The sequence below is a fragment of the Ancylobacter sp. TS-1 genome, from assembly GCF_009223885.1.
Lineage (GTDB): Bacteria > Pseudomonadota > Alphaproteobacteria > Rhizobiales > Xanthobacteraceae > Ancylobacter.
The window spans coordinates 2,567,038-2,581,499 of the sequence record NZ_CP045144.1 but is presented as its reverse complement, the minus strand read 5'-3'; the positions used below and the strand labels follow the sequence as shown (position 1 = coordinate 2,581,499).

Annotated in this window: 12 protein-coding genes and 1 tRNA gene; 11 read left to right on the top strand and 2 right to left on the bottom strand. The window is 69.1% G+C overall.

The genetic code is table 11. The annotated features are described in order from the left end of the window. Positions 1-10: 10 nt before the first annotated feature. The 5 genes from GBB76_RS12160 (at position 11) to GBB76_RS12140 (ending at position 6,328) form a co-directional block, all read left to right on the top strand. Complete coding sequence (locus GBB76_RS12160) at positions 11-3,481, top strand: helicase-related protein (RefSeq protein WP_152303543.1); 3,471 nt, start codon at positions 11-13, stop codon at positions 3,479-3,481. Positions 3,482-3,499: 18 nt separating this feature from the next. Further along, complete coding sequence (locus tag GBB76_RS12155; RefSeq protein ID WP_152303542.1) at positions 3,500-3,835, top strand: RNA-binding S4 domain-containing protein; 336 nt, start codon at positions 3,500-3,502, stop codon at positions 3,833-3,835. A 101-nt stretch (positions 3,836-3,936) separates the two neighbouring features. Further along, positions 3,937-4,272, top strand: a complete 336-nt coding sequence (gene fdxA / locus GBB76_RS12150; protein ID WP_152303541.1) for a ferredoxin FdxA — start codon at positions 3,937-3,939, stop codon at positions 4,270-4,272. Between the two features lie 386 nt (positions 4,273-4,658). After that, positions 4,659-5,267, top strand: coding sequence for a CarD family transcriptional regulator (locus GBB76_RS12145; protein WP_152303540.1), 609 nt, complete (start codon positions 4,659-4,661; stop codon positions 5,265-5,267). Between the two features lie 182 nt (positions 5,268-5,449). Next, positions 5,450-6,328 (top strand): RNA polymerase factor sigma-32, encoded by an 879-nt coding sequence (locus GBB76_RS12140; RefSeq protein WP_152303539.1) that lies wholly within the window; start codon positions 5,450-5,452, stop codon positions 6,326-6,328. Between the two features lie 55 nt (positions 6,329-6,383). Here GBB76_RS12140 and GBB76_RS12135 read toward each other — a convergent pair whose 3' ends face one another. Together GBB76_RS12135 and GBB76_RS12130 are read right to left on the bottom strand one after the other, a co-directional pair. Further along, positions 6,384-7,835: a M48 family metalloprotease gene (locus tag GBB76_RS12135; protein WP_152303538.1), complete on the bottom strand. Its 1,452-nt coding sequence runs from the start codon at positions 7,833-7,835 to the stop codon at positions 6,384-6,386. A 101-nt stretch (positions 7,836-7,936) separates the two neighbouring features. After that, positions 7,937-8,830, bottom strand: a complete 894-nt coding sequence (locus tag GBB76_RS12130; protein WP_152303537.1) for a thermonuclease family protein — start codon at positions 8,828-8,830, stop codon at positions 7,937-7,939. 289 nt (positions 8,831-9,119) lie between these two features. Between GBB76_RS12130 and GBB76_RS12125 the strand changes: the two genes are divergently transcribed. The 6 genes from GBB76_RS12125 (at position 9,120) to GBB76_RS12100 (ending at position 14,322) form a co-directional block, all read left to right on the top strand. Beyond that, a tRNA-Arg gene (locus GBB76_RS12125) sits at positions 9,120-9,196 on the top strand. Between the two features lie 311 nt (positions 9,197-9,507). Further along, positions 9,508-10,476: a tripartite tricarboxylate transporter substrate binding protein gene (locus GBB76_RS12120; RefSeq protein ID WP_152303536.1), complete on the top strand. Its 969-nt coding sequence runs from the start codon at positions 9,508-9,510 to the stop codon at positions 10,474-10,476. Positions 10,477-10,511: 35 nt separating this feature from the next. Next, complete coding sequence (locus GBB76_RS12115; protein WP_152303535.1) at positions 10,512-10,964, top strand: tripartite tricarboxylate transporter TctB family protein; 453 nt, start codon at positions 10,512-10,514, stop codon at positions 10,962-10,964. Between the two features lie 31 nt (positions 10,965-10,995). Continuing rightward, positions 10,996-12,504: a tripartite tricarboxylate transporter permease gene (locus GBB76_RS12110; protein WP_152303534.1), complete on the top strand. Its 1,509-nt coding sequence runs from the start codon at positions 10,996-10,998 to the stop codon at positions 12,502-12,504. 101 nt (positions 12,505-12,605) lie between these two features. Beyond that, positions 12,606-13,499: an aminopeptidase gene (locus tag GBB76_RS12105; protein ID WP_162375575.1), complete on the top strand. Its 894-nt coding sequence runs from the start codon at positions 12,606-12,608 to the stop codon at positions 13,497-13,499. Positions 13,500-13,557: 58 nt separating this feature from the next. Next, the gene (locus tag GBB76_RS12100) at positions 13,558-14,322 is read left to right on the top strand and encodes a GntR family transcriptional regulator (RefSeq protein WP_152303532.1); all 765 of its coding nucleotides are present in this window, start codon (positions 13,558-13,560) and stop codon (positions 14,320-14,322) included. The last annotated feature ends 140 nt before the right edge of the window (positions 14,323-14,462 follow it).

The window sequence follows — 14,462 nt, the reverse complement described above, 5'->3', positions numbered from 1 at the left end:
TGATCGGCTCATGAACATTGCTACCCCGCCGGGCCATGGGCGCCCGGATGGCCGTCTCGATGCCCGCCCCGTCGCCGGACCGCTGCCTCCCTCGCTGCGCGCGCGCGGGGTCACGGCGGTGCTCGGCCCGACCAATACCGGCAAGACGAGCCTGGCCATCGAGCGCATGCTCGGCCATTCCTCCGGCCTGATCGGCCTGCCGCTGCGCCTGCTGGCGCGCGAGGTCTATGGCAAGCTGGTGGAGCGCGCCGGCGAGCACAATGTGGCGCTGATCACCGGCGAGGAGCGCATCAAGCCGGCCAATCCGCGCTACTGGGTCTCCACCGTCGAAGCGATGCCGCGCGACCTCGACGTCGCCTTCGTGGCGCTGGACGAGATCCAGATCGCCGCCGATCTCGACCGTGGCCATGTCTTCACCGACCGCCTGCTCAACCGGCGCGGGCGCGAGGAGACGCTGCTCCTGGGCGCCGCCACCATGCGCCCGCTGGTGGAGAAACTCATTCCCGGCGCCAGCATTCTGGTGCGCCCGCGCCTGTCCAACCTCACCTTTGCCGGCGAGAAGAAGATCACCCGCCTGCCGCGCCGCTCGGCCATCGTCGCCTTCTCGGCCGACGAGGTCTACGCCATCGCCGAGCTGATCCGCCGCCAGCAGGGCGGGGCGGCGGTGGTGCTGGGCGCGCTCTCCCCGCGCACCCGCAACGCGCAGGTCGCGATGTACCAGAATGGCGACGTCGACTATCTCGTCGCCACCGACGCCATCGGCATGGGCCTCAACCTCGACGTCGATCATGTCGCCTTCGCCGGCGACGTGAAGTTCGACGGCTGGCAGTTCCGCAAGCTGAACCCGGGCGAGATGGCCCAGATCGCCGGCCGCGCCGGGCGCGCCCAGCGCGACGGCACCTTCGGCACGACCGGGCGCTGCCCGTCCTTCGACGCCGAGATGGTGGAGCGGCTGGAGGCGCACAGCTTCGAACCGCACCGCGTGCTGCAATGGCGCAACTCGGCGCTCGACTTCACCTCCATCGAGACGCTGCACCGCTCGCTCGCCATACCGCCGCGCGAGGACGGGCTGACCCGCGCGCCCACCGCCGACGACGTGCTGGTGCTCGAGCGCGTGGGCGGCGACCCCTCCATCCGCCGCCACGCCACCAGCGCGCGGGCGGTCGAACGGCTGTGGGAGGCGTGCCAGCTTCCCGACTACCGCAAGGTGTCGCCGGCCTCCCATTCCGACCTCGTTTCGACCGTCTATGACGATCTGATGCGGCACGGACGGCTTTCGACCGACTGGTTCGCCAAACAAGTGGCCTTGGCGGACCGAGCGGAAGGTGACATAGACACGCTGTCGGGACGTATTGCGCAGATCCGCACCTGGACCTTCGCGGCGAACCGGCCGGACTGGCTCGACGACCCGGAACACTGGCAAGGCGTCACGCGACGTGTGGAAGACAGGCTTTCCGATGCGCTTCACGAGCGGTTGGCCCACCGCTTCGTCGATCGCCGGACCAGCGTGCTGATGAGGCGCCTGCGAGAGAACGCGATGCTCGAAACTGAAATCACCAAGACCGGCGATGTCGTCGTGGAAGGCCATGTGATCGGCCACCTGCTCGGCTTCCAGTTCGCGGCGGACGCTTCCGCCGGCGGCCCCGAGGCGAAGGCGCTGCGCGCCGCCGCGCAGAAGGCGCTGGCCGGCGAGATCGAGGCGCGCGCCGCGCGGCTGTCGGAGGCCGGCGACGATGCCTTCGTGCTCTCCGCCGACGGCACGCTGCGCTGGATCGGCGACCCGGTCGCCAAGCTGATCCCCGGCGAGGAGGTGCTCGCACCCCGCCTCAAGGTCATCGCCGACGAGCATTTGACCGGCACCGCCCGCGACGGCGTGCAGGCCCGTGTCGAGCTGTGGCTGAAGTCGCATGTCGAGAAGCTGCTCGGCGCGCTGCTGGCGCTCGGCAAGGCCGAGGACGTGGCCGGCATCGCGCGCGGCATCGCCTTCCAGATCGTCGAGTCGCTCGGCGTGCTGGAGCGCCACAAGGTGGCCGAGGAGATGAAAAGTCTCCCGCAGGAGGCGCGTGCCGTTCTGCGCAGCCACGGCGTGCGTTTCGGCGCGCACCACATCTATATCCCGACCCTGCTGAAGCCGGCGCCGCGCGCGCTCGCCGCCCAGCTCTGGGCGCTCAAGCATGGCGGTTTGCAGCAGAAGGGGCTCGACGAGCTCCCGCACCTCGCCGCCTCCGGCCGCACCTCGATCCCGGTCGATCCCGAGATCCAGAAGGGGCTCTACCGTGCCGTCGGCTTCCGCGTCGCCGGCGACCGGGCGGTGCGCGTCGACATTCTCGAGCGCCTTGCCGACCTGATACGGCCGGCGCTGGCGTGGCGGCCGGGCGCGGCGGGCGACAAGCCGGCCGGCGCCTTTGACGGCTCCGGCTTCATCGCCACCGTGGCCATGACTTCGCTGGCTGGCTGCGCCGGCGAGGACTTCGCCTCGATCCTGCGCTCGCTCGGCTACCGCATGGAGCGCCGCCCGGCGCCGGTGGAAGCCGCGCCCGCCGAAGCGGTTCCGGTGGAGACGCCGGCCGCCGAGCCGGTGGCGAGCGACGCCGCCGTGGAGGAGGCGCCCGTCTCCGAGGTTTCCGCTTCCGAGACACCTTCGGAGGTTTCTTCCGTGGCTGCGGCCGAGGTGCCGGTGGGCACCGACGTCGCCTTCGACCAGACGGTCGAGCCGGCATTGGAAGACGTGCCCGCTTCCGAGCCGGCGCCCGAGGCGACCCTCGCGGTCGATGTCGCCACCGTCAGCGGCGAGGTGTTCACCGACCCGGTGTTCGACCATACGGTCGAGCCGGCGCTGGAGGAGGCCGCCCCGGAGGCCGCGCTCGATACCGCCGAGACCATTGTCACCGAGGACGGCGCGACCGAACTCGCCGCGACCGAGACCGCCGCTGAGGTTGCGCCTGTCGAGGCCGCGCCCGCCGAGCCGGCGATGATCGAGATCTGGCGGCCCGGCCGTCCGCCCGGGCAGAACCGCCCGGCGCATCAGCATCGCCGGGGCGGCCAGCCGGGCGCGCCCGGCGGTGGACGCGACGGCAACCGGCCCGCCCCGCGCGCCGACGCTCCTCCGGCCGAAGGCGGGCGCCCCGATGCCCGCCGCGACCGTCCCGAGGGCGAGCGCGGCCGCCGGCCGCCGCCGAACGAGAATCGCCGCGACGACAGCCGCCGCGAGCCACGGACCGACCGTCCCGAGGGCGAGGCCGCCGGCCGCCCCCCGCGCCGCGACGACAACCGGAGCGGCAACCGTCCGCGTCCCGAGCGCGGCGAGCGGCAGGAGCGGTTCCAGGGCGGGCATCAGGGCGCACGCCAGGATTCGCGCCATGACTCGCGCCACGAGCCGCGCAACGATACCCGCCGCGACAAGCCGGTGGACCCGGATTCGCCCTTCGCCGCCCTGCTCGCGCTGAAGGCGCGGATGGAGGCGGAGAAGAAGGGCGGCTGAGCCCGTGGCGAGGCCCGCGTGAGCGGCGACGGGCGGGCGGGCGATGCCGCTCCCGCCGGGTCGCCGCCCGGCCGGCAGCGTCTAGACCTCTGGCTCTGGCATGCGCGCTGCGGACGCACCCGCACCGCCGCCGCCGATCTCGTGAAGGCGGGACGGGTGCGCCTGAACGGCGTGCGCGTCACCGCGCCGAGCCAGCCGGTGCGGACCGGCGACGTTCTGACCATTGCTCTCGACGCGCGTGTGCGCCTGTGGCGCGTCACCGGCTTCATCGAACGGCGGGGGGATGCGCAGGCGGCCGGCACTACCTATGTGGAGGTGGAGCCCGACAACGCGCCGGGCAGCCATGCGCACTAGGGGTGCCATGCTTGTTGCGCCCCGTCGGCAGGTGCGCTACGGAGCCTCGCTGACGCCTCGCCGCGCGCCTAATTCACGTGTTTTGCACGGAGACTGGATTAATGACCTACGTAGTCACGGATAATTGCATCAAGTGCAAATACACCGACTGCGTCTCCGTATGCCCGGTGGACTGCTTCTACGAGGGCGAGAATTTCCTGGTCATCCACCCGGACGAGTGCATCGACTGCGGCGTGTGCGAGCCGGAATGCCCGGCCGAGGCGATCAAGCCCGACACCGAGCCGGGGCTCGACAAGTGGCTCACGCTCAACGCCGACTTCGCCAAGGTCTGGCCGAACATCACCGACCGCAAGGACCCGCTGCCCGAGGCCAAGGAATGGGACGGTGTGCCCGACAAGCTACAGTATCTGTCGCCCGAACCGGGTAAGCAGGACTGATAAGGCGCCCCTGCGGAACGCCCAGAATCGAGTACCTCGCCGGCCGCTGCACGATTCAGCGGCGACGGCGCGGCTCGCGCTGCATTGCGGCAGCATTTTGATTCTCACAGGATTTGTGCTATAAGGCCCTTCGTGCAGTCGATTGGGTTTGCCATGGCGCAACGCTCCCGTACCGGAGCGCCCCTCCCGGAATTTATGTCGGGCCTTCGTCTTTCGCGCGGAAATGGCGCGACGGGCTTCCCTGAGTTTTCCGTCGACGGCTGAAGTACGGCTCCCGCACCCGCTGGAGCCGGGGTGTTTCTTTTCCCCCGTGGCCGGGCCGCGGGCGGCAGCGCGCCGAGGGCGACGCGGCGCCGGATGAACCGAGACCCAGGAGCAGGCACAGCATGACGTCGACCAAGAAGCCGTCCAACAATATCCGCCAGGGTTTCAAGACGGGCGAGCACATCGTCTATCCGTCCCACGGTGTCGGACGCATTATGTCGATCGAGGAACAGGAAGTCGCAGGCTTCAAGCTCGAGCTGTTCGTCATCCACTTCGAGAAGGACAAGATGACGCTGCGCGTGCCTGTTCCGAAGATCGTCTCGGTCGGCATGCGCAAGCTCTCCGAGCCCGCCATCCTCAAGAAGGCGCTGGAGACCCTCAAGGGTCGCGCCCGCGTGAAGCGCACCATGTGGAGCCGCCGCGCGCAGGAATATGAGGCCAAGATCAATTCTGGCGATCTCGTCGCCATCTCCGAGGTGGTGCGCGATCTCTACCGTTCCGAGGCGCAGCCCGAGCAGTCCTATTCCGAGCGTCAGCTCTACGAGGCCGCGCTCGACCGCATGGCCCGCGAGCTGGCCGCCGTCGACAACCTGACGGAGACCGAGGCGGTCAAGCTGATCGAGCAGAACCTGCTCAAGGGCCCGCGCCGTAACGGCAAGGCCGATGGCGAGGCCGAAGCGGTCGAGGATGAGGCCGATACCGACACCGCCACCGAGGAAGCTGCCGCCTGAGCGTGCGTCGCCTCCGCGAGATCTGAAAAGGCCCGGCCCTGCGCCGGGCCTTTTTCGTGGCGGGTTCCCTGCGTTGCCGGTGTCCGCGCCGGAACTTTCCGCCCCCTTGCGCGTTTTTCCCGGGTTCGGGTCCGCGCCAGCTGTGCCGCCGCGCGGTTCCCGCCTGTTCGGGGGATTGGCGCATGAGCATCGAGGCCGGTCGCAGTACCCAATTGGCGCGCGCCGCGAGGACGGCGCCGCTTCTGGATCGCACGCAGGAATACGAGCTGGCGCTGCGCTGGTCGCGCGAGGGCGACGAGAAGGCGCTGCATGCGCTGATCCACGCCCACATGCGCCTCGCCATCGCCATCGCCCGCCGCTTCCGCAATTACGGACTGCCCATGTCCGACCTCGTGCAGGAGGGCCATGTCGGCCTGATGGAAGCTGCCTCGCGCTTCGAGACCGCGCGCGAGGTGCGCTTCTCCACCTATGCCACCTGGTGGATCCGCGCCGCCGTGCAGGACTATGTGCTGCGTAACTGGTCCATCGTGCGCGGGGGCACCTCCTCCGGCCAGAAGGCACTGTTCTTCAACCTGCGGCGCCTGCGTGCGCGGCTGGAGCGCGCCGCCGCCGACGCGCCGACCAGCCGCGAGGAAATGCACCGGGTGATCGGCGCCCGGCTCGGCGTCAGCCCGGTGGAGGTGGCACGGATGGATGCGCGCCTCGGCGTTCCCGATCTCTCGCTCAACGCGCCGCTCGCCTTCGACGAGGAGGACGGCGCCGGGCGCATGGACCTGCTGGTGGCGGACGATCCGCTGCCCGACGAGCAGGCGGTGCGGGAGATTGACGGCGAGCGCCGCCGGCGCTGGCTGCTGGGCGCGCTGCGCGGCCTCAACGAGCGCGAATTCCGCATCATCAAGGCGCGTCGGCTCGACGAGGAAAGCGAGACGCTGGAGACCATCGGCGCGCGCCTCGGCATCTCCAAGGAGCGGGTGCGGCAGATCGAGAGCCGCGCCATCGAGAAGCTGCGCATCGCGCTGACCCGCAGCCCCGACGTGCCGATGGGCGCCTTCTCGGCGTGAAATCCGGATCGTCATCCCGGACGGCCGAAGGCCGATCCGGGAACACTCTCCGCCCCTATTCCGCGATGATCTTGTACTGCTCGCCATAGGCGAGCTTGTCGCCGCGATTCAGCCCGTTGAGGACGAGGAAACGTTCCAGCGCTTTGTCCTGTACGTCCATCTTGCCGGCCAGCTTCTCCGTGGTGTCGGTGAGCCCGGCGGTGACGATGCGCAGGCGCAGCGGCTTGACGTTGTCGGCCTCCTCGATGGAGACGCGGCGGAAGGTTTCGGCCGCCGCGCGGAAGGCGCGGTCGAGTTCAGGCGTCAGCTCGCGCGCGGCGAAGATCAGCCGGTAGACGTCGCTGCCGAAGCGGATGGCGAACATGCGGAAGGACCACTGCTCGCCGCGCGCCACCGCCGTCGCGGCCGGGAAGCCGTTGAGCACCAGGCTCTCGACGGTGGAAATTTCCACGCCCTCGATCCAGCCCGACGACAGATATTGCGCCAGGCTCTGGTCGCCGGCGACACGCACCGCGTCGAGGCGCAGCGCCTCGCGCCCGGACCCGCTGGCGCCGAGCACCGCCTGCGAGGTGTTCTCCAGCGTGAAGCCTTCCGGCGCGGTGAAGGTGAAGCCGAGCTTGGGGTGGAAGAAGCGCCGGCCGCGCACGAAGCCTTCCTTCGGGTCGTCGCCATAGACGAGACCGTCGATGGAGACGAGGTAGGGCTTGCGGTCGCGCTCGCCGGGCTTGTCGGGCGCCGCGTATTCGCGCGCATTGGCCATCACGATGGAGATGCGCTCGGGCGTCGCCGGGTGGCTCGACAGGAAGTCCGAGGCTTCCGTGCCGACGCTCTGGTTCATCGAGGTGGAGCGGATCGCCGCCTGCCGGCCCATGGTGGTCAGGAAACGCTCGGCGCCATAGGGATCGAAGCCGGCGCGGGCGCTGATGCCGACGCCGATGGCGTCGGCCTCCAGTTCCTGCCCGCGCGAGAAGCTGGCGAGCGAGATGCGGCTTTTGGCCAGCGCCAGCGCCCCGAGATCGGAATCGTTGACGACGTCGGAGATGACGCGGCTCACCAGCACCGCCTGCTTCATCTGGTCCTCGCGGGTCGCCGCATGGTTGGCGATGACGTGCGCCATCTCATGCGCCAGCACCGAGGCGAGTTCCGAATTGTCGGAGGCGAGGGCGAGCAGGCCGCGCGTCACGTAGAGCGAGCCGTTGGGCAGGGCGAAGGCGTTCACCGCCGGGGAATTGAGGATGGTGACGCGGTAATGCAGGTCCGGCCGCTCCGAGGCGGCGACCAGCCGGGCGACGATCCCCTCGATCTGCTTCTGGAGCTTGGGATCGGAATAGGCCCCGCCATAGGAGGCGACGAGGCGCTCATGTTCCTGCCGCTGCGCCGGGGTCAGCGCCTCCTCGATCCGCGGCGGCGGGGACGGCGCGCGGGCGGTGCCGGGCTCGTTGAGCGCCGCGCAGGCGCCGAGCAGCAGCACGCCGCCGAGCAGTCCGGCGAGGGGCATCGCGCGCATGAGCGCGTGCACAAGCCGGCGCACGAACACGCGCGCGGACGCGCTCGCGCGTGCCTCGCCCTGCGCGGTGCCCCGACAGCCCCTTATGCCCACCGCTCCGATCACTCGTCCCCTGCCTGCCTTGCTCCCGCGTCGCCCGAATCGGCGCCGCCCGTAACCGTTCCGGGTGTCCCGGCCCGCTCCGCTCGTCCGGTCCAGCCGATCTGCTCGGCCCAGACCAGTTCCATCGCCGGTCCGCCGGCCTCGAAGACCGTTCCGCGCAGCGTCACGTGCCGTCCGGCCAGATCCGTCGCCGGCATGCCGGCCGCCTCCAGCGCGGCGTGTCCCGCCTGGGTCAGCCTTCCCGTCATGTCCTGCCGCCAAACCGGGCCGAAATTGAGGTAATGCAGCGTGCGCGTATTTCCAACCGACAGAACGCGACCTTCGACGATTGTGAAGCGTCCCTGACGGGCGCCGATCGCGGCCACGTCTCGCGTGCGCAGCGGCAGTTCGCGCCAGACCCCGCGACGCGCCCGTCGCGCGGTGTCTTCCGCCGCGTACCATCCCGCCATGCAGCCGAGCAGCCCGGCCTCGGGACGGGCGACCGCGAGGCCGCGCGCGAGCAGGCGCTCCTGCAAGGTCGTGGCCTCCCCCGCGCGGCGGACCAGGCTGGGCTGGCGGGCGTAGCGGTCGCGCCCGGCGGCCGGAGCGATCTCGACTTCCCGCCCGACAGCGAGTTCGGTCAGCGCGGCGCGGAGCGCCGGGCCCTGCTGCGTGCCGGCAAGCGAGAGACCCGCGAGGCGCAGCACGCCGCCATCGGAGAGGACGAGGTCGCCGCCCTCGTCGACGGAGGCGACCCGGCCAGCGGGCGCGAACGAATCGGGGCAGCGGGCCGCCGTCGCGGGGCGCGCGTCGCCGGCCGGCGTGGCTGCGCCCGCCGCACCGGCGCCGGGCAGCGACAGGGCAAGGGCGAGAGTTGCAAGGAAGGATGCCGGGACGGGCGCGTAAAGGCGCATGTGATTACGGCGCCGGAAGCCGGGGCTCGACGCAACGGGCAGGACAATCGGCACGCTCACACTTCCCGGCATGATCGTCTCCATCCGCCGACGCCGGAAAACACCATCACGTCCCGGTGGCTCCACCCGGGCGGCTGCGCTCCCGATCGTCGCGATCGATCATCATCGCGGTGGCGCATGATAGCGCAAAGCCGCCGCCCCGCCCACCCGCGCTACGCGCAGCCGTACTTCAGGCGCGCGCGGGGGGCCTTGATCCGGAAAGGCGATTGGGTTCATGTACGCGCGGTCACTCCCGGTAGCTCAGCAGGATAGAGCACAGGTTTCCTAAACCTGGGGTCAGGGGTTCGATTCCCTTCCGGGAGGCCACGGCCTCGCCAGTCGATTTCCAGATCATTCCCAATTGCGTCCCGGCGGGCTGCCTCATACGTGCGGCATCAGCTCCGTTCCCGGCCTGTGCGCCCGCGGGACCGCCCATCGCGCCTGCATGCCCGTACGCCGGGTCTCCCCCGCGCAGGGCTGCGACATGCCGCGCTTGCGATCGACGAAAGCGGCGGGATCTGCCCGCTGTCCGGCCCGCGCGATGCGTGCAGGGTTGACGCGCCGGCTTCAAGGCGCGTACAAGAATTCCTGTATACAAGAATGCAAAGCCCCTTAAGGGGCGCATCTGGGAGAACGCCATGCTCACCAAGATTCCCCATTCTCTGTCTCGCCTTGTCCTGTCGGTTGCCGCGATGTCGGTCCTTTCCTTCGGTCCCGCCAAGGCCGAGGACTATCCGACCCGCGACATCCAGTTCGTCGTCCCCTTCTCGGCCGGCGGCGGCAGCGACGTGCTGGCCCGCAACATCGCCGGCGCCATCAAGGAGCTGAAGCTCCTTCCCGTGAACATCCTGATCGACAACCGGCCCGGCAGCGGCGGCGCCGTCGGCTACAATTTCCTGGCCGGCCGGAAGGGCAATCCCGACTATGTCGGCACGGTCAGCATTGCCTTCTTCACGACGCCGCTGATGGGCGGCTCGCCCGTCAGCTACAAGAACTTCCAGCCGCTCGCCGCTATTGCCCGCGATCCCTACATCATGGCGGTGGCCGCCAATTCGCCGTTCAAGACGATGAAGGATCTCGCGGCGAAGGGAACATTCATAGCCGGCTCACCTGCGGCGGTTTCCGATTCCACCCTGCTGGCCCGGCGCCTCGCCGCCGACATGAAGGCAAAGGTGCAGGTCGTGCCCTTCGACGGCGACGGCGAGGCCCTCAGCGCGCTGCTCGGCGGCCATGTCGACGTCATGTTCGGCAATCTCTCCGAGATCATCGCCCAGGTGAAGGGCGGGTCGATCCGCGCCATCGGCATCACCACGGAGGAACGCATCGCCGCCCTGCCGGATGTGCCGACCTTCAAGGAGCTGGGCTACGACATCCAGCTCGCGCAGCTGCGCGGCATGGTGATGCCGCTCGGCACGCCGCCGGAAACCGTCGCCTACTGGGAGGCGCTTCTGAAGAAGCTCGCGGAGAGCGATTACTGGCGCGAGCACTATCTCGAGCGCTTCTCCGTCCTGCCGGCCTATCTCGACAGCAAGGCGTTCGGCGCCGAGATCGTCAAGATCAACGACCGTTACGAGATCCTGATGCGCGAGCTCGGGGTCATCAAGTAGCACCGCCGGCCGATCAGGCGAACGGGGTCGCGGACATGAATATCAAGCTGCTCGACAATATCGTTTCGGTTGCACTTCTTCTGGCAGGAGGCGGCATATTATTCGCAGCCATCGGCTACGAATACATGCCGGACTCTGTTCCCGGTCCCGGGTTTTTTCCGTTCTGGGTCGGCCTGCTGCTGGTCGGGTGCGTGATCTGCGACCTCGTCGGCCGCTTTCGGCGGCGGGAGTTGGTGACGGACCGCATCGGAGGCGCGGAAATCGCCCGCGTCGGCGCCATCGTCGCCGTGTTCGGCGCGATGTGCCTGGCGGCCGAACATGTGGGGCTCGTCATTCCCACGGCCGCCATGATGGTGCTCGCGGGCTTCATCATGGCGGAGCGGCCGATCACCCCGCGCTTCATCGGCAAGCTGCTCGCCGTGACTGCCGCCACCATAGCCGTCGGCTACTACGTCTTCGCTCATCTCCTGGGGGTGCCGCTCGCCTGAGGCGGCGGCGCGCGGAAGAGGAAGCAGTTCCATGGACACCTTGTCCCTACTCGCGGGCGGCCTGTCGTCCGCCCTCACGCCGACGATGCTGCTCGCCGTCCTGTTCGGCACGGTGGTGGGCCTCGTCATCGGCGTGCTTCCCGGTCTGGGGCCGGCGGCCGGCGTGGCCATTCTCCTCCCGGTGGTCGTCGGCTTCGACGGCACCGCCGCCATGGCGGCGCTGGCCGGCGTCTATTACGGGGCCATGTTCGGCGGTGCCGTCACCTCCATCCTGCTGGGAATTCCCGGCGACGCTCCATCGGTGATGACGGTGATCGACGGCTATCCGCTCGCCCGCAAGGGAATGGCGGGTCCGGCGCTGGGAATGAGCGTGTTCGCCTCGTTCATCGGCGGGCTGATCGGCCTCCTGCTGCTCACCGTGCTCAGCCAGCAGGTCGCTCGCGCCGCCCTGTCCTTCGGGCCGGCGGAAATGACGGCGTTGATGATCCTGGCGCTGTCGCTGGTGACGGTGCTGGGGGGAAACAATGTCTGGAAGGGGTTTGTCGCGCTCGCCCTCGGGCTGTGGATCGGCATGATCGGGCTCGACGCCATTGTCGGCCTGCCGCGTTTCACCTTCGGCAGTTCGCATCTGCTCGACGGCATCGACTTCTCGGTGATCGCCGTCGGCGTGTTCGGTCTCGGCCAGATGTTCGCCTCGCTGACCGGCGATGGCGAGGCCGCCACGCTGCGCGGCTACAGCCTGCGCTCGCTGCTGCCCCGCTGGTCGGACATCGTCGTCAGCAAGTGGGACCTGCTGCGTGGATCGCTGATCGGTTTCGTCGTCGGCATCCTGCCAGGAGTCGGCGCGACGGCGGCGACCATTCTCGCCTATGCCAGCGCCAAGCGCCTCTCGAAGACGCCGGAACGCTTCGGCCACGGCGCTATCGAAGGCGTGGCGGCGCCGGAGGCCGCCAATAACAGCGCTTCCTACGCGGCGATGATCCCGCTCTTCACCCTGGGTATTCCCGGCTCCGCCACCACGGCGGTGCTCATGGGCGGCCTGCTGATGATCGGCCTCCAGCCGGGCCCGCTGCTGTTCCAGCAGAATCCGGAATTCATCTGGACGCTGTTCGGCACCTTCTACATCGGCAATCTGGTGCTGGTGTTCATCACCATCCTGCTGACGCCGCTTCTGGCCGCGACCGTTCTCATCTCGCGGGCGCTGCTCTACCCGATCGTCTTCGCGATCGTGAGCTTCGCGGTGTTCTCGCTCGGGCTGAGCGTGACGGACGTCGCGCTGTCGCTGCTGTTCGGCGTGCTCGGCTACGTGATGCTGCGGCTCGACTATCCCTGCGTGCCGCTGATCCTGGGCGTCGTGCTGGGGCCGATGCTCGAGCGGGGCGTGCGCCGCACGCTGATCGCCTCGCAGGGCGACATGAGCGTCTTCTTCGAGCGCCCCATCACCCTGCTGATCCTCGCGGCGACGGTGGCGCTCCTCGCACTCTCCGCGCTCCGGGCCTTCCGGCAGCGTCGGGAACGACTTCTCAAGGCGGCTACCTAGCGACAAGAAAGGACAAGAACATGGACTCCTGGCAGATGATGCCGACCGCGCAGAGGATTCTCAGCAAATCCCTGGCCCTGAGGCCCGATGAGGTTCTCACGGTGATCACGGATACCGAGGTTCCGCGCAGCGTGACCGAGACGCTGGCCTGCGCGGCGACGGCGCTCGGGGCGACTCCGGTGATCCTCACCATGCTGCCGGCGCCGGTCGGCGGCATGGAGCCGCCGGCACCCATCGCCCATGCGATGGCGGGCTCGCAGGTGATGGTGTTCCAGACCTCGGCCGGCATGATCCACACCGAGGCCGCGCGCAACGCGGTCAAGAACGGCGCGCGTTTCCTCGACATGTGGGGCGTGACCGAATCGATGATGGTGCGCGGCGGGCCGACGGCCGACTTCAGCGAAGTCGGGCGCGTGACCAACGCGGTCTATGACGCGATCGTCGGCGGCGCCGAGATCCGCGTGACCACCGAGAAGGGCACCGACTTCCGGCTCAGCATGAAGGACCGGCCGCTGTTCAAGTTCTCCGGCCAGGCCACCGAGCCCGGCAGCTTCAGCGCCATGCCGGAAGGCGAGGTGACCGTGTGCCCGGAGGAATGGGAAAGCGAGGGCGTGCTCGTCGATCCGGTCGTGCTGGAGCGGCGCGACATCGCCTTTCCGCGCCAGCCGATCAAGGTCGTGGTGGAGAAGGGGCGCATCTGCGCGGTGGAGGGCGGCCGCGAGGCGAAGGCCATCGCCGCCATGCTCGATGAGCATGGCGAGACCTCGCGCAACATCGCCGAGTTCGCCATGGGAACCAACAAATGGTGTCCGCTGGCAGTTACGCTCCGGGATTCGAAGAAATCCTATGGCAGCTTCCACATCGGCATGGGCGACAACCGCTCGTTCGGCGGCAACGTGCTCAGCCCGTTCCACATGGATATGATATTCGAGAATCCGACGGTTACGGTCGATGGCCGCACCGTGCTCGAGAATGGCAAGTATACCGTTATCTGAACCCAACATCGGGGGGCGCCGCCGGGCGCCCTCCGGTCCCTGAAGAAGGACGCACTGCTTGTCTGCGCAAAGGCTTGCGGCCATTGGAGCCGAGACCTCCTCTGCGGCTGACTGGGCCTTCTACGAGCTCTGGCGCCGTATCGTTCGCCGCGATCTGGCGCCTGGAGCCCGTGTTACCGAGGAGACCCTGGCGAAAGAGCTCGATGTGAGCCGGACCCCGCTTCGCGACGCCATTCGCAAGCTGGAGGAATACCGGCTGCTCTCGCGCCACCGGAACCGGACCATCTATGTGGCGCCGATGTCGGTGGCGGAGGTGCTGGAGCTGACCGCGATCCGCGAACAGTTGGAGGCTCTGGTCGTCCGTCTGGCCGCGCAGCGCGCCTCGCAGTGTCCGGGCGATGTCGCCAAGGCGCTGCTCATGGTCGAGCAGATGAGCGCGCTCGAAGGGACCGACTTCGGCGCGGGAACGCTGCTGGAGCTCGGCGACCGATTTCATGAGCAATTGGTGGCGATAAGCGGCATGCCGCGCCTCGGCGCGATGCTCACCAGTCTGCGGTTCAGCATCGAGCGCTACCGCTACCTGCTCAACGAGACCGACGACCGGTCGCGGACGATCGCGGGCGAGCACCGCCGCGTCATCGAGGCCATTGCCGCGGGCGATGCCGATGGCGCCGAGGTTGAAATGCGTGCGCACATCGGCAAGGCCCGCGAGCTCTATGTGAGAAGCGTCGCGCGTCTGCTCGACGAAACGACGTCCGTGGCGCGGCCCGGGAGCGAGCCGGGGCTTTCCGTGGTCCCGGGCGTTCAACCCGGCATCGGCTGAGCGACGCGCAGCAGGCCCGTCGCTTCGCCATCAGCGGCATGGCCTGGCGGACCGATGCGCTCGCCGACGCGTGGCAGGGATCGGTCGATGCCGCCCTTCTCGCTGGGGGATGAGCGCATGTGCCCGCAGGGCGCGTGGAT